18 protein-coding genes and 1 pseudogene are annotated in these 19,073 nt (G+C 73.5%); 9 read left to right on the top strand and 10 right to left on the bottom strand.

Annotated features, from left to right (window positions below; all coding sequences use genetic code 11):
• Nucleotides 1-17 precede the first annotated feature (17 nt).
• From ACFY61_RS16580 to ACFY61_RS16560, 5 genes are all read left to right on the top strand, one after another.
• The gene (locus tag ACFY61_RS16580) at nt 18-785 is read left to right on the top strand and encodes an IclR family transcriptional regulator (protein WP_389472385.1); all 768 of its coding nucleotides are present in this window, start codon (nt 18-20) and stop codon (nt 783-785) included.
• A gap of 348 nt (nt 786-1,133) precedes the next feature.
• Nucleotides 1,134-1,922, top strand: a complete 789-nt coding sequence (locus ACFY61_RS16575; RefSeq protein WP_389472382.1) for an MIP/aquaporin family protein — start codon at nt 1,134-1,136, stop codon at nt 1,920-1,922.
• A gap of 52 nt (nt 1,923-1,974) precedes the next feature.
• Nucleotides 1,975-3,501, top strand: coding sequence for a glycerol kinase GlpK (glpK, locus tag ACFY61_RS16570; protein ID WP_389472380.1), 1,527 nt, complete (start codon nt 1,975-1,977; stop codon nt 3,499-3,501).
• A 47-nt stretch (nt 3,502-3,548) separates the two neighbouring features.
• Nucleotides 3,549-5,153 (top strand): FAD-dependent oxidoreductase, encoded by a 1,605-nt coding sequence (locus ACFY61_RS16565; protein ID WP_389472377.1) that lies wholly within the window; start codon nt 3,549-3,551, stop codon nt 5,151-5,153.
• A gap of 137 nt (nt 5,154-5,290) precedes the next feature.
• Nucleotides 5,291-6,259: a PAC2 family protein gene (locus tag ACFY61_RS16560; protein WP_389472374.1), complete on the top strand. Its 969-nt coding sequence runs from the start codon at nt 5,291-5,293 to the stop codon at nt 6,257-6,259.
• Between the two features lie 147 nt (nt 6,260-6,406).
• Here the strand turns inward: ACFY61_RS16560 and mshC are convergent, their stop codons facing one another.
• The 4 genes from mshC to ACFY61_RS16540 all read right to left on the bottom strand — a co-directional run bounded on the left by mshC (nt 6,407) and on the right by ACFY61_RS16540 (nt 10,075).
• Nucleotides 6,407-7,636: a cysteine--1-D-myo-inosityl 2-amino-2-deoxy-alpha-D-glucopyranoside ligase gene (gene mshC / locus ACFY61_RS16555; protein ID WP_389472371.1), complete on the bottom strand. Its 1,230-nt coding sequence runs from the start codon at nt 7,634-7,636 to the stop codon at nt 6,407-6,409.
• A gap of 120 nt (nt 7,637-7,756) precedes the next feature.
• Nucleotides 7,757-8,539, bottom strand: a complete 783-nt coding sequence (locus tag ACFY61_RS16550; RefSeq protein WP_389472730.1) for an SCO1664 family protein — start codon at nt 8,537-8,539, stop codon at nt 7,757-7,759.
• Nucleotides 8,540-8,679: 140 nt separating this feature from the next.
• A complete protein-coding gene (locus ACFY61_RS16545) occupies nt 8,680-9,270 on the bottom strand; it encodes a DUF3090 domain-containing protein (protein WP_389472369.1) in 591 nt (196 codons plus the stop codon).
• A gap of 100 nt (nt 9,271-9,370) precedes the next feature.
• On the bottom strand, nt 9,371-10,075 hold the full coding sequence (locus ACFY61_RS16540) for a histidine phosphatase family protein (protein WP_389472366.1): 705 nt from the start codon (nt 10,073-10,075) through the stop codon (nt 9,371-9,373).
• Nucleotides 10,076-10,139: 64 nt separating this feature from the next.
• Here ACFY61_RS16540 and ACFY61_RS16535 point away from each other — a divergent pair, with 64 nt between their 5' ends.
• Nucleotides 10,140-11,132 (top strand): magnesium and cobalt transport protein CorA, encoded by a 993-nt coding sequence (locus ACFY61_RS16535; RefSeq protein ID WP_389472363.1) that lies wholly within the window; start codon nt 10,140-10,142, stop codon nt 11,130-11,132.
• 69 nt (nt 11,133-11,201) lie between these two features.
• Here the strand turns inward: ACFY61_RS16535 and ACFY61_RS16530 are convergent, their stop codons facing one another.
• Nucleotides 11,202-11,990 (bottom strand): ferritin-like domain-containing protein, encoded by a 789-nt coding sequence (locus tag ACFY61_RS16530; RefSeq protein ID WP_389472361.1) that lies wholly within the window; start codon nt 11,988-11,990, stop codon nt 11,202-11,204.
• A gap of 240 nt (nt 11,991-12,230) precedes the next feature.
• Nucleotides 12,231-13,280: an LLM class F420-dependent oxidoreductase gene (locus ACFY61_RS16525; RefSeq protein WP_389472358.1), complete on the bottom strand. Its 1,050-nt coding sequence runs from the start codon at nt 13,278-13,280 to the stop codon at nt 12,231-12,233.
• Between the two features lie 104 nt (nt 13,281-13,384).
• Between ACFY61_RS16525 and ACFY61_RS16520 the strand changes: the two genes are divergently transcribed.
• Together ACFY61_RS16520 and ACFY61_RS16515 are read left to right on the top strand one after the other, a co-directional pair.
• Nucleotides 13,385-14,368 (top strand): aldo/keto reductase, encoded by a 984-nt coding sequence (locus ACFY61_RS16520; RefSeq protein ID WP_389472355.1) that lies wholly within the window; start codon nt 13,385-13,387, stop codon nt 14,366-14,368.
• The gene (locus ACFY61_RS16515; protein WP_389472353.1) at nt 14,365-16,773 is read left to right on the top strand and encodes a helix-hairpin-helix domain-containing protein; all 2,409 of its coding nucleotides are present in this window, start codon (nt 14,365-14,367) and stop codon (nt 16,771-16,773) included. Before ACFY61_RS16520 ends, ACFY61_RS16515 begins: the two co-directional genes overlap by 4 nt.
• Before the next feature lie 72 nt (nt 16,774-16,845).
• Here the strand turns inward: ACFY61_RS16515 and ACFY61_RS16510 are convergent, their stop codons facing one another.
• A complete protein-coding gene (locus tag ACFY61_RS16510) occupies nt 16,846-17,469 on the bottom strand; it encodes a hypothetical protein (RefSeq protein WP_389472350.1) in 624 nt (207 codons plus the stop codon).
• 47 nt (nt 17,470-17,516) lie between these two features.
• Between ACFY61_RS16510 and ACFY61_RS16505 the strand changes: the two genes are divergently transcribed.
• A complete protein-coding gene (locus ACFY61_RS16505; protein ID WP_389472348.1) occupies nt 17,517-17,705 on the top strand; it encodes a DUF5703 family protein in 189 nt (62 codons plus the stop codon).
• A 47-nt stretch (nt 17,706-17,752) separates the two neighbouring features.
• Here ACFY61_RS16505 and ACFY61_RS16500 read toward each other — a convergent pair whose 3' ends face one another.
• From ACFY61_RS16500 to chpH, 3 genes and pseudogenes are all read right to left on the bottom strand, one after another.
• Nucleotides 17,753-17,881: a hypothetical protein gene (locus ACFY61_RS16500; protein WP_389472747.1), complete on the bottom strand. Its 129-nt coding sequence runs from the start codon at nt 17,879-17,881 to the stop codon at nt 17,753-17,755.
• A gap of 585 nt (nt 17,882-18,466) precedes the next feature.
• A pseudogene (locus tag ACFY61_RS16495) lies at nt 18,467-18,592 on the bottom strand (chaplin); the annotation flags it as partial.
• A gap of 151 nt (nt 18,593-18,743) precedes the next feature.
• Nucleotides 18,744-18,977, bottom strand: a complete 234-nt coding sequence (gene chpH / locus ACFY61_RS16490) for a chaplin ChpH (protein WP_389472345.1) — start codon at nt 18,975-18,977, stop codon at nt 18,744-18,746.
• Between the last annotated feature and the right edge of the window lie 96 nt (nt 18,978-19,073).

Raw genomic sequence — 19,073 nt, 5'->3', positions numbered from 1 at the left:
GAGCAGGAGGCTGCGCGATGGCACGGAACATCCAGTCGCTCGAACGAGCCGCTGCGATGCTGCGGCTGCTGGCGGGCGGGGAGCGCCGGCTGGGGCTGTCGGACGTGGCCTCCGCCCTGGGGCTCGCCAAGGGCACCGCACACGGGATCCTGCGCACCCTCCAGGCCGAGGGCTTCGTGGAGCAGGACCCGGCGTCGGGCCGGTACCAGCTGGGCGCGGAGCTGCTGCGGCTGGGCAACAGCTACCTGGACGTGCACGAGCTGCGGGCACGGGCGCTGGTGTGGACCGACGACCTGGCCCGGGCGAGCGGCGAGAGCGTGTACGTGGGGGTGCTGCACCAGAGCGGGGTGCTGATCATGCACCACGTGTTCCGGCCGGACGACAGCCGGCAGGTGCTGGAGGTGGGGGCGATGCAGCCGCTGCACTCCACCGCACTGGGAAAGGTGCTGTCGGCGTACGACCCGGTGGCGCACAGCCAGGCGGTGGACGCGGAGCGGGAGGCGTTCACCCCCCGTACGGTCACCGACCTGGAGGGCTTCGAGTCGGTGCTGGCGCTGACCCGGGCGCGGGGCTGGGCGGCGGACGTGGAGGAGACCTGGGAGGGCCTCGCCTCGGTGGCGGCTCCGATCCACGACCGGCGGCGGATGCCGGTGGGCGCGGTGGCGGTGGCGGGTGCCGTGGAGCGGGTCTGCGGGGATCTGGGGGAGCCGCGTCCGGCACTGGTCGCGTCGGTGCGGGACTGCGCGCGGGCGGTCTCGCGCGACCTGGGGGCGGGCCGGTTCTGACCGGTCGCCCCAGCTGAGGATTCCTTGCCCGGAGGCCACTCGGTGGCCTCCTTTGGCATTTTCGGCCATTTTCAGCCACGATCCGCCGTGTTGCAGGCCCTTCTTGGCTGGATTTGGGCGATCGTACCGGGTGGTAACGATCCGGCAATCGGGCCGGTCACACCCTTGACGCGTTCTTCACCTGGCCGGAAAACTGCCGTTCATCGGTCGGCATTGTCGAACACCTACCGGCAATACACGCTAGGGTGTGACAAGCCAAGGACCGGTGAAGCACTCACCGAGTGCGCGGCGGCCGGACGGGACCCGGTCCGCCACCCACCCCCTGGACGTAGGACAAAGGAGTCGCGGGTGTCCAGCTCCGACATCTTCATCGGCGAGACCATCGGTACCGCCGTGCTCATCCTTCTCGGCGCCGGCGTGGTGTGCGCCGTCGTGCTCAAGCGCTCCAAGGCGCAGAACGCCGGATGGCTGGCGATCACCTTCGGGTGGGGCTTCGCGGTCCTGACCGCCGCCTACATGACCGGCCCCCTCTCCGGCGCGCACCTCAACCCGGCCGTCACGCTCGGCATCGCCATCAAGGACGGCGAGTGGGGCAACGTACCGGTCTACTTCGCCGGCCAGCTGCTCGGCGCGATGATCGGCGCCACCCTGGCCTGGGTCGCGTACTACGGCCAGTTCCAGGCGCACCTGACCGACCCGGAGATCGTCTCCGTCAAGTCGGAGGCGGCCGGACTGGTCGACCAGAAGACGGAGCCGGCCGCCGGCCCGGTGCTCGGGATCTTCTCCACGGGCCCCGAGATCCGCAACGTCTGGCAGAACCTCGCCACGGAGATCATCGGCACCCTGGTGCTCGTGCTCGCGATCCTCGCCTTCGGGCTCAACGACAGCGGCAAGGGCCTCGGCACCCTCGGCGCCCTCATGGTCTCCCTGGTCGTCGTGGGCATCGGCCTCTCGCTCGGCGGACCCACCGGCTACGCCATCAACCCGGCGCGCGACCTGGGTCCGCGCATCGTCCACGCACTGCTCCCGCTGCCGAACAAGGGCGGCTCCGACTGGGGCTACGCATGGGTCCCGGTCGTCGGCCCGCTGATCGGCGGCGCCCTCGCCGCGGGTATCTACAACCTCGCGTTCGTCTAAGCCGTACGTCGTTCGTCCACCGGACCTCATCGGACCTCAGGAGCCTTCAGACATGACCACGAGCACCGGCCCGTTCATCGCCGCGATCGACCAGGGCACCACCTCCTCCCGCTGCATCGTCTTCGACCGCGACGGCCGCATCGTCGCCGTCGACCAGAAGGAGCACGAGCAGATCTTCCCGAAGCCGGGCTGGGTCGAGCACGACGCCGCCGAGATCTGGACCAACGTCCAGGAGGTCGTCGCCGGAGCCATCTCCAAGGCCGGCATCACCGCCGCCGACGTCAAGGCCGTCGGCATCACCAACCAGCGCGAGACCACCCTGATGTGGGACAGGAACACCGGCGAGCCGGTGCACAACGCGCTGGTCTGGCAGGACACCCGCACCGACGCCCTCTGCAAGGAGCTCGGCCGCAACGTCGGCCAGGACCGCTTCCGCCGCGAGACCGGACTGCCGCTGGCCTCCTACTTCTCCGGCCCCAAGGTCCGCTGGCTGCTCGACAACGTCGAGGGCCTGCGCGAGCGCGCCGAGGCCGGCGACATCCTGTTCGGCACCATGGACTCCTGGGTCATCTGGAACCTGACCGGCGGCGTCGACGGCGGCGTGCACGTCACCGACGTCACCAACGCCTCCCGCACCCTCCTGATGAACCTGCACGAGCTGTCCTGGGACGAGCGCATCCTCGCCTCCATGGACATCCCGGCCGCCGTGCTGCCGGAGATCCGCTCCTCCGCCGAGGTCTACGGCGAGGTCAAGGAGGGCGTCCTGGCCGGCGTGCCCGTCGCGTCCGCGCTCGGCGACCAGCAGGCCGCCCTGTTCGGCCAGACCTGCTTCGCCGAGGGCGAGGCCAAGTCCACGTACGGCACCGGGACGTTCATGCTGATGAACACCGGCGACAAGATCATCAACTCCTACAGCGGCCTGCTGACCACGGTCGGCTACCAGATCGGCGACCAGAAGCCGGTCTACGCCCTGGAGGGCTCCATCGCCGTCACCGGCTCGCTCGTCCAGTGGATGCGCGACCAGATGGGCCTGATCAAGTCCGCGGCCGAGATCGAGACCCTGGCCTCCTCGGTCGAGGACAACGGCGGCGCGTACTTCGTGCCCGCCTTCTCCGGCCTGTTCGCCCCGTACTGGCGCTCCGACGCCCGCGGTGTGATCGCCGGCCTCACCCGTTACGTCACCAAGGCGCACATCGCCCGTGCCGTGCTGGAGGCCACCGCCTGGCAGACCCGTGAGATCACCGACGCCATGACCAAGGACTCGGGCGTCGAACTGTCCGCCCTGAAGGTCGACGGCGGCATGACCTCCAACAACCTGCTGATGCAGACGCTCTCGGACTTCCTGGACGCCCCCGTGGTCCGTCCCATGGTCGCCGAGACCACCTGCCTCGGCGCGGCCTACGCCGCCGGCCTCGCCGTCGGCTTCTGGCCGGACACCGACGCCCTGCGCGCCAACTGGCGCCGGGCCGCCGAGTGGACCCCGCGGATGCCCGCCGAGCAGCGCGAGGCCGAGTACAAGAACTGGCTCAAGGCCGTACAGCGGACCATGAGCTGGATCGACGACGAAGACGCCAGCTGAGCGCCGCACGCATCAGCTGACGCAAGCGACGACGAGGAGCTAGAGACATGAGCAGCCTGCAGAGCGTGCCCGCCCTGGGCACGCACCCGACCGCCGGTTCGAACGCGAGCCGTGCCGAGACCCGCGAGCAGCTGGCGAAGGCCACGTACGACCTGCTGGTCATCGGCGGTGGCATCCTGGGCACCTCGGTGGCCTGGCACGCCGCGCAGTCGGGCCTGCGGGTCGCCATGGTGGACGCCGGCGACTTCGCCGGCGCCACCTCCTCGGCCTCCTCCAAGCTGGTCCACGGCGGTCTGCGCTACCTGCAGACCGGCGCGGTGAAGCTGGTCGCCGAGAACCACCACGAGCGGCGGGTACTGGCCAAGGACGTGGCCCCGCACCTGGTCAACCCGCTCACCTTCTACCTGCCGGTCTACAAGGGCGGCCCGGTGGGTGCGGCCAAGCTGGGCGCGGGCGTCTTCGCCTACTCCGCCCTCTCGGCCTTCGGCGACGGCATGGGCAAGGTCATATCGCCGGCCCGTGCCGCCGCCGACAACCCCGGCCTGAAGACCGACAACCTCAAGGCCGTCGCGGTCTACTACGACCACCAGATGAACGACTCCCGGGTCGCCGTCATGACGGTCCGCGCGGCCGTCGAGTCGGGCGCGGTCGTCCTCAACCACGCCGAGGTCACCGGCCTGCGGACGTCCCGCGGCCGGGTCACCGGCGCCGAGCTCAAGGACCGTCTGGACGGCACCGAGTTCGGCATCGACGCGCGGGTCGTGCTCAACGCCACCGGCCCGTGGGTGGACCACCTGCGGCGCATGGAAGACAAGCACGTGGCGCCGTCGATCCGGCTGTCCAAGGGTGCGCACATCGTGATGAAGCGGAAGTCGCCGTGGAAGGCCGCCATGGCCACCCCGATCGACAAGTACCGCATCACCTTCGCCCTGCCGTGGGAGGACCAGCTCCTGCTGGGGACCACCGACACGCAGTACGAGGGCGACCCGGCGGACGTGCGCGCCACCGAGTCCGACATCCAGCAGATCCTGGACGAGGCGGCGTTCTCCATCAAGGACGCCGACCTGGACCGCTCGCTGATGACGTACGCCTTCGCCGGCCTGCGGGTGCTGCCCGGCGGCCCGGGCGACGTGGCCCAGGCCAAGCGCGAGACGGTCGTCACCGAGGGCCGCGGCGGCATGCTGTCGGTGGCCGGCGGCAAGTGGACGACGTACCGGCACATCGGCCGCGTGGTCATGGACAAGCTGGCCAAGCTCCCCGGCAGCCCGCTGACCGAGGACATGGAGCCGGTGAAGTCGCTGGTCCGCCGGGTGCCGCTGCCCGGCGTCGCCAACCCGAACGCGGTCGCGCACCGCCTGCTGGTGGACCGGGACCCGGGCACGCGGATGGACCCGCTGACCGCCAAGCACCTGGCCACCCACTACGGTTCGCTGGCCTTCGACATCGCCCGCATGGTCAACGAGAACCCCGGACTCGGCGAGCGGATCCACGAGGACGGCCCGGAGATCTGGGCGCAGGTCGCGTACGCGCGGGACTTCGAGTGGGCCGAGACGGTGGACGACGTGCTGCGCCGCCGCACCACGGTCACCGTCCGCGGTCTGGACGACGAGTCGGTCCGGCTCCGGGTCGCGGAGATGCTCGCCCGCAAGTGACGCGGGCGGGCGCGCGCGACGCACGGCGCAGGGGCGGTTCCGGACGGGACCGCCCCTTTGCCGTGGGCTGTGGCTGCCGTCCCCTCAAGGCATAGGCTGGCCCCCGTACACGAGGAGACTTCGGGAAGGAGACCTGGGTGATCGAGCTGGAGGGCGTGCCCGAGCTGATCGACCCGGTCATGGTGGCCGCGTTCGAGGGTTGGAACGACGCGGGAGACGCGGCCTCCGGTGCGGTGGCGCACCTGGACCGGGAATGGAAGGGCGAGGTCTTCGCGGCGCTGGACGCCGAGGACTACTACGACTTCCAGGTCAACCGGCCGACGGTGTGGCTGGACAACGGCGTGCGGAAGATCACCTGGCCGACGACCCGGCTGTCGGTGGTGCGGATCGGCGGCGCCAAGCCGCGCGACCTGGTGCTGGTGCGGGGCATCGAACCGTCCATGCGGTGGCGGTCGTTCTGCAACGAGCTGCTCGGCTTCGCGCACGAGCTCGGCGTCGAGATGGTGGTCATCCTCGGCGCGCTGCTGGGCGACACCCCGCACACCCGGCCGGTGCCGGTCAGCGGGGTGACCTCGGACCCGGACCTGGCGCGCACGATGGAGCTGGAGGAGACCCGCTACGAGGGCCCGACGGGCATCGTCGGCATCCTCCAGGAGGCGTGCACGCACGCGGGCGTGCCGGCCGTCTCGCTCTGGGCGGCGGTCCCCCACTACGTGTCGCAGCCGCCCAACCCGAAGGCCACGCTGGCCCTCCTGAACCGGCTGGAGGACCTGATCGACATCAGGATCCCGCTGGGCGAGCTCCCGGAGGACGCGCGCGCCTGGCAGCTGGGCGTGGACCAACTGGCGGCGGAGGACAGCGAGGTCGCGGAGTACGTCCAGACGCTGGAGGAGGCGCGGGACACGGCGGACCTGCCCGAGGCGTCGGGCGAGGCGATCGCCCGCGAGTTCGAGCGGTACCTGCGGCGGCGGGACCCGTCGGCCGCGGATCCGGGCACGGCGACGGAGTCCGGCGGCACGTACTTCCGCGACCCGGGCTCGGTCAACCGCCCGAAGCCGAAGCCGGAAGACCCGCCCACCCCCGAAGAAGACCCCCCGACCCCGTAACCCCGGGCCGTGCCCGGGCGGCGCGACACCTGCCCGCCCGCGGCTACGGCCGGGCCCGCTCGAACGCCGCTCGGGCCGGCTACGGCCCGCCGGCGGCGCCGCGGCGCGAAGCCCCGCCGGGCCAGGGGCGCGGCGGGGCTTCGGGGGTCAGAGGGCTACGCCCAGGAGCGCGTCGACCGTGCGGGAGACCAGGCCGGGGGCGGACTCGTCCTCGCCGCCCTCCGCCTCCTGCCGCGCAGCCCACGCGTCGACCGCCGCCAGAGCCGCCGGCGCGTCCAGGTCGTCCGCGAGCGCCGCGCGCACCCGCTCGAGGACCGCGTCGGCGGACGGGCCGTCCGGCTGGGAGACGGCCGCGCGCCAGCGCGCCAGTCGCTCCTCCGCCTCCGCCAGCACCGCGTCGGTCCACTCCCAGTTCGCCCGGTAGTGGCGGGACAGCAGCGCCAGCCGGATCGCGACCGGGTCCACGCCCGCACGGCGCAGCGCGGAGACGAAGACCAGGTTGCCCTTGGACTTCGACATCTTCTCGCCGTTCAGGGCGACCATGCCCGCGTGCACGTACGCCTTGGCCATCGGGTACTCCCCCGTCAGCACCTGCGCGTGCGAAGCGCCCATCTCGTGGTGCGGGAAGGCCAGGTCGGACCCGCCGCCCTGGATGTCGAAGCCCATCCCGAGGTGGTCGAGGGCGATGGCGACGCACTCGATGTGCCAGCCGGGGCGGCCGCGCCCGAGCGAGGCGCCGTCCCAGCTCGGTTCGCCGTCCCGCGCCGCCATCCACAGCATCGGGTCGAGCGGGTTCTTCTTGCCGGGCCGCTCGGGGTCGCCGCCGCGCTCCGCGGACAGCAGCCGCATCGCCTCCGCGTCGAGCCGCGACACGGCCCCGAAGTGCGCGTCGGACTCCACCGAGAAGTAGACGTCGCCGTCCAGCTCGTACGCGGCACCCGCGTCCCGCAGCCGCTCCACCAGGGGCACGATGCCCGGTATGGCCTCGACCGCGCCGATGTAGTGCTGCGGGGGCAGCATCCGCAGGGCGGTCATGTCCTCGCGGAACAGCGCGGTCTCGCGCTCGGCGAGCTCGGTCCAGTCGTGGCCGTCGCGCAGCGCCCGCTCCAGCAGCGGGTCGTCCACGTCCGTGACGTTCTGGACGTAGTGGACCTGCCGCTTGGTGTCGAGCCACACGCGCTGCACGAGGTCGAACGCGTTGTAGGTCGCCGCGTGACCCATGTGGGTCGCGTCGTACGGGGTGATCCCGCAGACGTAGATACGGGCGACGGGACCGGGGGAAAGGGTTACCTTCCCGTCGGTCGCGGTGTCGTGGATCTGGAGGTCGCGGCCCTTGCCGGGCAGGGCGGGAACCTCAGAAGCGGGCCAGGCATGCATGTCTTGAGCCTAACCGGACGGATGTTCCGGAAACGAACCGGATCCGTACTGTTGGCCGGAACCCCACCCTTGCGTTTCCCCCACCGGTGTGCATGGCCGTCCGCGCAGGTCAGCGCCGTGTCAGACGGGCGGCCACGGGATGGCCGGCCACTGCCCCGAGGGCCGCGGGTGGATGCGTGTACGCAGCAGTACGGCCACCCGGTCCCGTACGGCGGCCAGCTCGGCGGGCGTGATCAGTTCGGCCAGCCGGGTGGCGAGCGGGGCTCCGTCGGCGAGCTGCCCGGCCAGCGAGCCGAGCACCCGCAGGGCCTCGTCGGTGAGCGGTTCGCCGGCCCAGCCCCACAGCAGGGTGCGGAGCTTGTCCTCGACGTGGAAGGTGACGCCGTGGTCGATGCCGTAGAGCCGGCCGTCGCCGGCCGCGAGCAGGTGCCCGCCCTTGCGGTCCCCGTTGTTGATCACGGCGTCGAGTACGGACAGCCGGCGCAGCCTCGGGTCGTCGGCGTGCACCAGCAGCGCGGTGCGGCCGTCCCCGACCTCGGCGAAGGCGACCGGCTTCCAGCCCTCCCCCGCCTCCTCGCCCTCGACCAGGGCGAGCAGGGCGCCCTCCGCGGGCTCCTCGTCCGCGCCGTGGATCCAGTGCTGGACCATGCCCTCGCCGTACGGGCCCTCGCGCAGCACGGTCGGCGGCACCAGCCCCCAGCCGGTGGCCTCGGAGACCAGGTACGCGGCGACCTCGCGGCGGGCCAGGGAGCCGTCGGGGAAGTCCCACAGCGGGCGCTCGCCCTTGACCGGCTTGTAGACGCAGTCGGCGGTGGTGCCGCCGAGGCTGGCGGTGCACAGCAGGACGGCGTTGGAGGCCTCGGCGATCCGGCCGCGGACGGCGAGGTCGCCCCGGGTGAGCACCTCCCGGAGGGCCGGGGTGTCCGAGCCCGGGGTGTCCGTGCCCGGGGTGTCCGAGCCCGGGGCGGTGTCCGGGTCGGTGTCCACGGGCCGCCCGGGGCCCCCGCGGCCCTCGTGGAGTCCCTCACCGGGGGTCACGGCGGTCACACCTGCCGCCGGTATCCGTTCTGGCGGGGGCAGACGTGCCCCTCGGGGTCCAGCGGGAGGCTGCACAGCGGGCACGGCGGCCGGCCGGCGTTGACCACGTCCAGGGCCCGCTTGGCGAAGGCCCGCGCCTGGGCGCCGGTGAGCCGGACGCGGAGCATCGGCGGGCCGTTCTCCTCGTCCTGCAGGAGCCGTTCCTCCGCCTCGGCGAGCTCCTCCTCGGAGTCGGCGTCCAGCTCCACCAGCGCCTGCGCCTCGACGATCATCCGCTGGTGCTCGCCGTCCCAGGCGAGGGCCATGGTGCCGACGCGGAACTCCTCGTCCACCGGCACGTCCAGCGGGGCGGTGTCGGCGGCCTCGGCAGGGGCGACGGCCGGGACCGCGGCGTTGCCGCCGGTGCGGCGAACGACCTCGTCCAGGAGTTCGTCCATCCGCTCGGCCAGCGCGGCGACCTGGGTCTTCTCCAGGGACACGCTGGTCATCCGGGCTCCGGCGGAGGCCTGGAGGAAGAACGTACGGCGTCCAGGCAGGCCGACCGTGCCGGCGACGAAGCGGTCCGGCGGGTCGTAGAGGAACACGTGACGGGGCACGTCCAGTCTCCAAGTCTCGGCGGCAGGTCCGGCGGGGCCGGCGGCGGGGGGCGGGGCGGCGCACGCGTGTTGGTTCAGTCCACCCTACTGCGCCGTTCGATCACCCGGCGCCCGCGCCGCCCCCCACGACCGCGTTCCCGCCTTCTTCGACTGCTTTGTCCGCGTTGTTCTCGCGCGGGGCCAGGGAGGCGAAGTCGCCGGTGTCGCCCAGCCTGAGCAGGAACGGCCGGGTGGGGCTGTAGCGGATCGCGGTGACGGAGCAGGGGTCGACGTGGACGCGCTGGAACATGTCCAGGTGCATGCCGAGGGCGTCGGCGACCAGCGACTTGATGATGTCGCCGTGCGAGCACATCAGGTAGACGGCGTCCTCGCCGTGCTCCCGCTCGACCCTGGCGTTCCAGTCGCGCACGGCGTCCACGGCGCGGGCCTGCATGGCGCGCATGGACTCCCCGCCGGGGAACACCGCGGCGGACGGGTGCTGCTGGACGACGCGCATCAGGGGTTCGTCGGCGAGTTCGGCGAGTTTGCGGCCCGACCAGTCCCCGTAGTGGCACTCGCCGATCCGCTCGTCCGTGTGCAGCTCCAGCCCGGGCCGGGCGGCGAGCAGCGGGGCGAGGGTCTGCCGGCAGCGTTCCAGGGGGCTGGTGACGGCCGCGGCCAGGGGCAGGCCGGCGAGCCGTGCGGGGAGGGCGGCGGCCTGGGCGGTGCCGCGCTCGTCGAGGGTGACGCCGGGGGTCCATCCGGCGAGCAGCCCGGCGGTGTTGGCGGTGGACCGCCCGTGTCGTACGAGGATCAGCGTGGCCATGCGGCCAAGGGTACGGTCCCGCCGCCCGGGGCCCGGCGTGCGGACGGCGGCCGGGCGGAGGAGAATGCGCGGCGTGATTGTGGACTGCGCGATTTACCGGGACGGCCGGCGCACCGAGGGCCCGGCGGACTTCTCCGACGCCCTGGACGAGGCCCGGGCGGCCGGGGACGCCTTCCTCTGGGTGGGCATGTACGAGCCGACGGAGAAGGAGTTCGGACACGTCAGCGAGGAGTTCGGGCTGCACCCGCTGGCGGTGGAGGACGCGCTGACCGCCCACCAGCGGCCGAAGCTGGAGGTGTACGACGACTCGCTGTTCGCGGTGCTCAAGCCGGTCCTGTACGACGACGACACGGACACGGTGAGCACGGGCGAGCTGATGGTCTTCGTCGGCGACTCGTTCGTCGTCACCGTCCGGCACGGCCGGGGCGGGGCGCTGGCCGCGGTGCGCGGGCGGCTGGAGCAGGAGCCGGAGGTGCTGCGGCACGGGCCGACGGCGGTGCTGTACGCGGTGAGTGACGCGGTGGTGGACCACTACATCGAGGTGGCCGCGGAGCTCCAGGCGGACCTGGAGGAGCTGGAGGCGCAGGTGTTCGCGCCGAACCAGACCGACGCGAAGTCGATCGCGGCGCGGATCTACGGGTTCAAGCGGCAGGTGCTGGAGTTCCGGCGGGCCACGAGTCCGCTGCTGACGCCGATGAACCGGCTGGCCTTCGGGACGGTGCCGTTCGTGGACGACCACTCGCGGCCGTTCTTCCGCGACGTCGCCGACCACCTGACCAAGGCCAACGAGTACATCGAGGGGCTGGACCGGCTGCTGTCGGACGCGCTGGCCGCGCACCTGGCGCAGATGGGCGTCCGGCAGAACGACGACATGCGGAAGATCTCGGCGTGGGCGGCGATGGCGGCGGTGCCGACGATGGTCGCCGGCATCTACGGCATGAACTTCGAGCACATGCCGGAACTCAGGCAGTGGTGGGGGTATCCGGCCACGGTGCTGGTGATGGCGGGGGCCTGCGTGGGCCTGCACCGCCTGTTCAAGCGCCGGGGCTGGCTCTAGGCGGCTCGCTCCGCGCCTGCCTCCAGGCCTGCCGCCGGCTTGCCTCCAGACCTGCCCCCCGGCCTGCCCTCAGGCGAACTCGGGGGCGGTGGTGGCCGGTCCGCCGAGGGCGTCGCGGCGCTCCGGCATGGCGAGGCCGACCATCCGGTGCCAGCCGGCGAAGCGCTCGTAGGCGTACACGGCCCGGATGCCGGCGGCGAGCGCGGCGGCCTTGGGCGCCGGCCACTTCAGGAGGCGGCCCATGTGGTCCATGACGGCGAGGCTGACGTCCCGGTAGACGGCGATCTCGGCGAGGGCGCTCTCCCGGAGCACCTGGTGGATGGTCCGGCCGTGGCCGGCACGGGCGAGGCGGAGCAGTTCCTCATGGCAGTAGGCGAGGTGGTTGTCCTCGTCGTTGCTGATCATGCGGATGGCCCGGCCGAGTTCGGGGTGGTCCCCGAAGTGCTTGACGAGCATGACCATCTGGTCCGCCGCGCGCTGCTCGGTGACCCGGCTGTGCGAGAGGTAGACGACGATGTCCCGTTCGGTCAGCGGCTCGTCCCCGCGGAGCTTGCCGTGGGCGAGGCCGATCCCGCGGCGCTCCAGCAGCATGGTGTAGTCGGTCTCGGGCGGTACCGGGACGGGGGTGAGCCCGCGTTTGCGGAGCAGGGCGTTGAAGATGCGGCCGTGCTTGTCCTCGTCGGCGCCGTGCCGGGCGATCTTGGGTGCCATGCCGCGCATGCCGTCGGGCACCAGGGCGGCGATCCGGGCGTTCTCCCAGCCGCCCTGGCTCTCGCCGCTGGCGGCGATGGAGCAGAACAGCCGGAAGGACTCGTCGTCGTCGACGATCTCCTGGAACAGGCTTCGGGCAGAGAGCATCGGCCACCTCCGGGCGCGGGCGTACCCGGGGACCACGGGGTCCCCAGGGGTCCACTGAAGTCCGGAACGCGGGCCCGGGCAACCGAGACATCACGGCACTCGGCCGAACGAAGGACGCGAACGGGTGAAGGCGGGGCGCGTAACCCCGGGGCGTCCCGCGCGTTGATGGGGGTGACGGCCGTGGCGGGGAAGACCCCCGAGCCCCCACCACGGCCGCGGTGCCGCCCCGGCCTCCCGCCTCTACGCGAGGCCGGCCCGCTCCAGGGCCTCGGTGCCGGCCCGCAGGGCGGTGATCCGCTCGTCCAGCGTGAAGCCCGCCGGGGCCAGTGTGAGGGTGGTGACCCCGGCCTCGGCGTAGGCGCGCATGCCGTCGGCGATCCGCTCGACCGGGCCGAGCAGGGTGGTGGAGTCGATCAGCGAGTGCGGGACCGCGGCGGCGGCGCCCTGCTTGTCCCCGGCCAGGTACTTGTCCTGGATCTCCGCGGCCTCCTTCTCGTACCCCATGCGCTGGGCGAGCTGGTTGTAGAAGTTCTGCTTCCGGCTTCCCATGCCGCCGACGTACAGGGCGGTGTAGGGGCGGAACATGTCGGCGAGGCCGTTCACGTCCTCGCCGACGGCGAGGGGGACGGTGGGGCAGACGTCGAAGCCGTCCATGGTCAGCCCGGCCTTCTCGCGGCCGGCCCGGACGTGCCGCAGGGCGGTCTCCTCCAGGTGTTCGGCGGCCGGGAAGATGAGCAGCGCGCCGTCGGCGATCTCACCGGTCTGTTCCAGGTTCTTGGGCCCGATCGCCGCGATGTAGAGCGGGATGTGCGGGCGGGTCGGGTGCACGGTGAGCTTGATCGGCTTGCCGGGGCCGCCGGGCAGCGGCAGGGTCCAGTGCTCGCCGTCGTGGGTGAGCCGCTCCCGGCTCATGGCCTTGCGGACGATCTCCACGTACTCGCGGGTGCGGGCCAGCGGCTTGTCGAACCGCACGCCGTACCAGCCCTCGGAGACCTGCGGGCCGGAGACGCCGAGTCCGAGGCGGAACCGGCCGCCGGTGAGGGAGTCCAGGGTGGCGGCGGTCATCGCGGTCATGGCGGGCTGCCGGGCCGGGATCTGCATGATCGCGGAGCCGACGTCGATCCGCTCGGTCTGCGCCGCGACCCAGGCGAGCACGGTCGGCGCGTCCGAGCCGTAGGCCTCCGCCGCCCAGCACACCTCGTAGCCGAGGCGGTCCGCCTCCTGGGCCACGGCGAGGTTGTCGGCGTCCATGCCCGCGCCCCAGTAGCCGAGGTTGATGCCGAGCCGCATGGTGTGTCCCCTTACCGTTCCGCTTACCGATCAGTAACTCAGGTCTGCGGGGACTGTAGCGCGCCGAGGTCCGTCGCGTCAGGGCCCCAGTAGTCTCAGCGGTCATGGAGCAGAGGCATCTCGGCCGCACCGGCCTGCGCGTGTCCCGCATCGGCCTCGGCACGCTGACCTGGGGGCGCGACACCGACGACCAGGCCGCCGCGGAACAGCTGAAGACCTTCTGGGAGGCGGGCGGCACCCTCGTCGACACCGCCGACGTGTACGGCGGCGGGGAGGCCGAGTACCTGCTGGGGCAGCTGGTCGGCGGCCTCGTACCGCGCGACGACCTGGTGATCGCCACGAAGGCGGGCTCGGTACGGGCGCCCGACCGCCGGGTCGACGGCTCGCGCGGCCACCTGCTGGCCGCGCTGGACGACTCGCTGGCCCGGCTCGGCACCGACCACGTGGACCTGTGGCAGATCCACGGCTTCGACCCGCACACCCCGCTGGAGGAGACCCTCCAGGTGCTGGACCAGGCGGTGGCCAGCGGGCGCGCCCGCTACGCGGGGGTCGCCGGGTTCTCCGGCTGGCAGCTGGCGAAGGCGGCGACCTGGCAGCTGGCCGGGCCCGGGGTACGGACCCGGCTCGCCTCGACGCAGATGGAGTACTCGCTCCTCCAGCGGGGAGTGGAGCGGGAGGTCCTGCCGGCCGCGCTGGACCTGGGGGTGGGGCTGCTGCCCTCCTCGCCGCTGGGCCGGGGGGTCCTCACCGCCAAGTACCGCAGCGGGGTGCCGGCGGACTCGCGGGGTGCGTCGGAGACCCTGGCGGCGTTCGTCGAGCCGTACCTGGACGACGCGTCGAGCCGGATCGTGGACGCGGTCACGACGGCGGCGAACGGGCTCGCCGTGACCCCGCTCCAGGTGGCCCTGGCGTGGGTGCGGGACCGGCCCGGGGTGGCCGCGCCGGTGGTCGGCGCGCGGACGTCGGCGCAGCTCACGGAGGCGCTGTCGGCGGAGACCCTTAGTCTTCCCGAGGAGATCCGCCGGGCGCTGGACGACGTGTCGGCCCCCGTGCACCGCTACCCCGACCAGGACTGGAGCACCCTGTGACCACGGACCGGGCCCCCGAGCCCTCCACCCCCACCCCCCCGCACCCCGGGCCCGGGGCGGAGCCGGGGGCGGCCGACGCGGCCGCCGGTCAGCGGTCCGCCGGACGCCCCCCCGCCGCGGACTCGCCGGAGCCCGGGAGCACCCCCGACTCGACCCCCGCACCGGAGGACGCCGCGGCCGGAGCCGACCCGGAGCCGGCGGACGCGGAAGCGGTCGAGGCGGGCCTCGAGGCGGCGGAGGCCGCGGACGCGGCGGAGGCCGACACGGGCACGACGCAGGGCGGAGCAGGTACGGCCGACGCGAACACGGTGGACGGCGACACGGCGGACGGCGACACGGCGGACGGGACGGAAGCCGGCGCGGAAGCGACGGAAGCCGGCGCAGGAGCGGACGGGGCCGGGGACGGCTCCGGCGGGGCGCAGGCGCTGAGCGAGGCCGAGGCCGAGCTGGCCGCGCAGAGGGTGGAGCGGGAGCGGATCGCCCGGCGGAAGGCGGAGCGGGCCGCTCCGATCGAGGCGGGCGCCAAGCTGAGCGGCAAGGCCGCCGACCTGCTGGCCGCCGTACGGGCCGTGGAGAGCGGGGAGAAGCCCGGCCCCGTCTTCTTCGACGAGGCGCCCACCGCCCCCCGCCGGGCCCCCGCGCCGGCGCCCGCCCCGCCGCGTCCCGCCGCGCCCGCCCCCGTCGCCGGGCCCTCCGCCGACGCGGTCGCGGCCGTACGGGCCCTGCTGGCCCGGGGCGGCGCCCCCGAGGCGCTCGCCGCCCCGGCCGCCGGGCTGTTCGGCGAAGCCGCCGCGGACCTGCTCGCCAGGGACCCCTGGCAGCTGCTCGCCGTACCCGGCGTACGACCCTCCCAGGCCGACGGTTTCGCCCGTGCCCTCCTCGGCCCCGAGTGCGGGCCCGCCGACGAGCGCCGCACCACCGCCCTGGTCGTCTGGCTGCTCTCCCAGGCCGCCGTCAAGGGCCACACCGCCCTGGAGGCACCCGTCCTGGCGTCCGCCCTCGGCCAGTACGCCGTCCCCGACCCGGACGCCGCCCTGGAAGCGGCCATCGGCGACGGCGCCGTCCTGGTGTTCCACGAGCCGGTGGGCGAGCCGGCCGGGGAGGGCGAGGAGCAGCCCGTCCGCATCCTGGTGGGCCTGGAAGGCGCCGCCCTGGCCGAGGAGAGCCTCGCGGACGGGCTGGTCCGGCTGGTCAACACCTTCGGCGGGCCCGCGGACTGGGCCGCGGCCGCGGCCGAAGCACCGAGCCCCTCCGCCGCCGAGCTGATGCGCGCCGCGGCCGGGCACGGCCTCGTCGCCCACACCGGCGGCGAGGCGGCCCGCGCGGAACCGCTCGCCCTGCTGGCGGCCGCCCGCCGGCTGGGCCTGCGCGCCTGGCTGGCCGCCCACACCGCGCGGGAGCGGGACCGCCTGGCGGCCCGCCCCGGCGGCGAGGGCTGCGTGACGGTCGCCGGACTCCTGGACGGCACCGAGGGCCCGGCGCGCGACGGGGACGGGCAGTGGGAGCTGGACCTGCTGGTCGTACTGGACGCCCCCCAGCTGGACGTGGAGGGCGCGGCCGCGCTCGTCGAGTCGGTGCCCGACGGCGCCCGGCTGGTGCTCTCCGGGGACCCCGGCGTGCTCGGATCGGCCGGCCCCGGCCGGGTGTTCGCGGACGTGCTGGCCGCCCGGATCTGCCCGCAGGCGGCCTCGCGGACCCCGGACCCCGGCCCGCTCGGCGAGCTGGTCTCCGGTATCGGCGTGGGTGAGCTCGCCCGGGTCGACGCCCCGGGCCACGAGGTGGTGATCGTGCCCGTGCGGGACGCCGGCGAGGCCGTGCACCGCACGGTCCAGCTGGTGACCGAGTCCGTGCCCCGTACCTTCGGCCTCACGGCCGGGGACATCCAGGTGATCACCCCGGGGCACGCCGGTTCCGCCGGCACCCGGGCGCTCAACGCGGCCCTGAAGGAACGCCTGAACCCCGGCCCCGGCCGGTTCGGCGGCTTCGACCCCGGCGACCGGGTCGTGTACGTGCCCTCGCCCGGCCGGGCCGTCCCCGCGCGGGTGGTGTCCGCCGACGCCGAAGGGCTGCACCTCGACCGGGGCGACGCTCCCGGCGGCCGGCTGACCGTGCCGAAGGACCGGGTCGAGTCGGCGGTGCGGCACGGCTGGGCGCTGACCGCGCACCAGGCGGTCGGCTCCCGCTGGCCGGCCGTGGTGGCCGTGCTGCCGGGCGACGCGGCCGACGTGCTGTCCCGGGACTGGGTCTACACCGCGTTCGGCCGCGCCGAGCGCCACCTGTCCGTGGTGCACGGCGTGGACCAGGCGCTGCCCCGGGCGGTGGCGGAGGTCCTGCCGAAGCCGCGTACGACCCGGCTGGCGGGCCTGCTGCGCACCCTGGTCGCCTCGGCGGAGTCCGCGGGCTGAGGGACGCGGGCCGGCCGGCGACGCGGGCGGGGCCGGGAGCGGTGTGCTCCCGGCCCCGTTCGCGCCCGCCGCTCAGTGGTGCGGTTCGAGCTCGTCGAACTCGTCGTCGAAGACGGTACTGACGTCGAACCGGTGCAGCACGTGCTCCGGATCGGCCTGGTCGAAGGGGGCGCCCAGCCACTCCCCCGGCTCCGGGGCCTCCTCCGTCACCGCGACCCACAGCGTGGAGTCGCCCTCCTCCAGCCCGAACTCGGAGGCGCGGGACGCGATTTCGTCCGGTTCGTACTCCCCGAAGAGGACGCCGAGGGCGCCCGCCGTGCCGCCCCCGTCGACGAGTTCGGCGTCGCGGTCGTGGGCGGCGACACGTTCCGCCTGGGCGATCAGACGCTGCGGCTCGGCCACCGCGTAGTCCCGCCGGATGAGGATGCTGAAGGCCGTCGGCTCGGCCGGGCCCGTGTACGGGACGCGGTCGTCACCGGACGGGATCTCGAAGGGGGTGACCTCGTCGTAGCGCTCGTAGATCAGTTCGTCGTACTCCTCGGCCGCGACGGCCAGTTCGTTGAACGCGGCGTGGACCTCCGGGTCGTCCTCCCCGGACCTGCGCTCGACCGCCGCGAGGTGTCGGTCAAGCGCGGCTTTGACCGCCTCGGCGGCGGCGCGTACCTCGGCAACGGAGGGCAGAGCGGCATCAGACATAGTGCAGACGCTATCCGGAGGGGGCCGGTGCCCGCACAATAGATTCGATGCCGGAATACGAATTTGTCGACGTGTACGTACCCCGGGGGGTCTCCCGCAAGGAGGCGACCCGGCTGCTGACCGACCATGCCGAGTACGGGAACTGGGAGCTGGACCGGCTGTCGCTGCGCCGTGACGGCAGCCGCAGAGTGCGGTTGCGGCGGCGGATCATCCGTCAGGTCCGGGCCACCTGGTGAGACGGGGCCCCGGGTTCGACCCGGGGCCCCGCCTCGTTCCGCGCCCGTCAGGCGGAGCCGCGCGCCCGCCGGTAGAGCACGCTCCCGGCCAGCAGCAGGCCGCCCGCGAGCGGCAGGCCCGCGGTCAGCACGCCGTCGTGGGTGCCCGTCTCGGCCAGCCCGGGCCCACCGTGCACCCCGCGCCCACCGGGCCCGTTGCCCCCGGGCTCCAGACCCCCACCGGGCTGCCCGGGCCCACCCGGGTTACCGGGATTGCCAGGATTGCCCGGGTTCCCAGGGTTACCCGGGTTCCCAGGATTACCGGGGTTGCCAGGGTTCCCGGGGTGACCCGGGTTTCCCGGATTGCCGGGGTTGCCCGGGTTGCCCGGGTTCCCAGGGTTACCGGGATTACCCGGGTTACCGGGGTTGCCCGGGTTGCCCGGGTTGCCCGGGTTCCCCGGGTTACCGGGGTTACCGGGGTTACCGGGGTTCCCAGGGTTACCGGGGTTGCCAGGGTTCCCGGGGTGACCCGGGTTACCCGGGTTACCGGGGTTGCCAGGGTTCCCCGGGTGACCGGGGTGCCCCGGCTCGCACGGCTCACCCGGGTGTCCCGGGTGTCCCGGGTGCCCCGGAGTGCCCGGGTTCCCGGGATGCCCCGGGTGGCCCGGCTTGCCGGGCCTCGGCTTCGGCTTGCCCGGCTTGCCCGGCTTGCCCTGCCCCGCGTTCAGGCAGTGGTTGCCGAACGCCGGGTTCAGGCCGCCCACCACCGTCACGGTGTTGCCGCAGGCGTTCACCGGCGCGTGCACCGGCGCCTGGACCTGGTTGCCGGACAGGATGCCCGGCGAGTTCGCGGCCCGGCCGGTGGCGCCGGCGTCCGCGTGCGCGTATCCCCCGCCCAGCGCGAGCACGCCGCCCGCGGCGGCCACCGTGACGAAGGCCTTCCTGGTGACCGCGAGCTTCCGCTCCTGCACTACTCCCCCTGCTGTCCGTGTGTGAGAAACCCAGCGGCCCCGGAACGCTGGATCGCGCTCCGGGGCCAGTGACGTCGGAACGTCAGCGTCAGGCGTTGACGCAGGTGTTGCCGAAGGCCGGGTTCAGCAGGCCGATGACGTTGACGGTGTTGCCGCACACGTTCACCGGGATGTGGACCGGAACCTGGACGACGTTGCCGGACAGGACGCCGGGGGAGCCGACGGCCGCACCCTGGGCACCGGCGTCGGCGACGGCGAGGCCGGCACCCGCGAGAACCAGGCCACCGGTGGCAGCCGCAGCGGCGACAACCTTCTTGAGCATTGTTCCTCCTAGTAGACAATGCGGTCCCAGCCGCGGACCGCACCACCTGTAACGAGGAGTTCCCACCGGGGCTACGAGCGTATGAGCGCATTCACT

The organism is Streptomyces sp. NPDC012888 (assembly GCF_042900645.1).
GTDB lineage: Bacteria > Actinomycetota > Actinomycetes > Streptomycetales > Streptomycetaceae > Streptomyces.
This window is presented reverse-complemented; position numbering and strand designations above follow the sequence as displayed.

Bases quoted from the DNA above. Each gene is read 5' to 3' on its own strand.
- ACFY61_RS16525 (WP_389472358.1), bottom strand. From the start codon at position 13,280: ATGCGGCTCGGCATCAACCTCGGCTACTGGGGCGCGGGCATGGACGCC.
- ACFY61_RS16580 (WP_389472385.1), top strand. From the start codon at position 18: ATGGCACGGAACATCCAGTCGCTCGAACGAGCCGCTGCGATGCTGCGG.
- ACFY61_RS16520 (WP_389472355.1), top strand. From the start codon at position 13,385: ATGGAGCAGAGGCATCTCGGCCGCACCGGCCTGCGCGTGTCCCGCATC.
- ACFY61_RS16505 (WP_389472348.1), top strand. From the start codon at position 17,517: ATGCCGGAATACGAATTTGTCGACGTGTACGTACCCCGGGGGGTCTCC.
- ACFY61_RS16535 (WP_389472363.1), top strand. From the start codon at position 10,140: ATGCGCGGCGTGATTGTGGACTGCGCGATTTACCGGGACGGCCGGCGC.
- ACFY61_RS16540 (WP_389472366.1), bottom strand. From the start codon at position 10,075: ATGGCCACGCTGATCCTCGTACGACACGGGCGGTCCACCGCCAACACC.
- ACFY61_RS16510 (WP_389472350.1), bottom strand. From the start codon at position 17,469: ATGTCTGATGCCGCTCTGCCCTCCGTTGCCGAGGTACGCGCCGCCGCC.
- glpK (WP_389472380.1), top strand. From the start codon at position 1,975: ATGACCACGAGCACCGGCCCGTTCATCGCCGCGATCGACCAGGGCACC.
- ACFY61_RS16565 (WP_389472377.1), top strand. From the start codon at position 3,549: ATGAGCAGCCTGCAGAGCGTGCCCGCCCTGGGCACGCACCCGACCGCC.
- chpH (WP_389472345.1), bottom strand. From the start codon at position 18,977: ATGCTCAAGAAGGTTGTCGCCGCTGCGGCTGCCACCGGTGGCCTGGTT.
- mshC (WP_389472371.1), bottom strand. From the start codon at position 7,636: ATGCATGCCTGGCCCGCTTCTGAGGTTCCCGCCCTGCCCGGCAAGGGC.
- ACFY61_RS16530 (WP_389472361.1), bottom strand. From the start codon at position 11,990: ATGCTCTCTGCCCGAAGCCTGTTCCAGGAGATCGTCGACGACGACGAG.